Consider the following 760-nt stretch of genomic DNA (forward strand, 5'->3'; position numbering starts at 1 on the left):
AAGCATCTGCAAAAATAAATCTGTGTAAATTTGTGTAATCCGTGGCTTAAAATTTTCAGAAGCCAATAACAAAACACACTGAAAAACAAAACATTAACTGTAGTTAAGACTTATAAAACGAATTGCGCCGAAAAAGTCAAAAAACATGAGAACGCCCATAAAATCGTAACCAAGTTTTTACGCAACCATTTAGAAATCATGGGACTGAAAAAAATATTAATCATAGACGACTCGGTTTTCGACCGTTTGATTGCCAAAATGGTACTTCAGAAGAACATTCAGGTTAACGATGTTATTGTGCTGGAATCCGCCCAAGAAGGTCTCGATTATATTTCAGACAAAATAAGCAAACCGACAGAATTGCCCGAAATCATCTTGCTCGATATAAAAATGCCTAAAATAGACGGTTTTGAATTTTTGGAACGTTTTGCAAAACTGCCTAAGTCGGTAAAATCATTGAGCAAAATTTTCATGCTCAGTTCCTCCATCGACCCCGAAGACATCAAAAAAGCAAAAAAGTCAAAGTATGTTACGGATTTTATTGAAAAACCACTTACAAAAGAAAAAATAGAAAACCTCGCCATAGCTTTTTAGACCGTCGGCAACTGCAAATCAAATACCCGGCTCTGCAAAGTCACACACCTTTGAGAATCCAGTTTATCAGATAAAAACCAATCCTTGCCTAACAAAACACTATGGACTGAAAGTCTGCGACAGTTGGAGTGCTTTTTTTTTGCCATAGATTTTAGGATTAGCACTG

General features: G+C 36.2%; 1 protein-coding gene. It reads left to right on the top strand.

Going from position 1 to position 760, the window contains the following annotated elements; translation table 11 throughout:
- The first annotated feature begins 198 nt into the window (after nucleotides 1-198).
- Nucleotides 199-594 carry a response regulator gene (locus FLJC2902T_RS09360; protein ID WP_023579552.1) on the top strand — a complete coding sequence of 132 codons (396 nt, stop codon included), beginning with the start codon at nucleotides 199-201 and terminating at the stop codon, nucleotides 592-594.
- Nucleotides 595-760 lie beyond the last annotated feature (166 nt).

Origin of the sequence: Flavobacterium limnosediminis JC2902, from assembly GCF_000498535.1 — a bacterium.
Classification (GTDB): domain Bacteria; phylum Bacteroidota; class Bacteroidia; order Flavobacteriales; family Flavobacteriaceae; genus Flavobacterium; species Flavobacterium limnosediminis.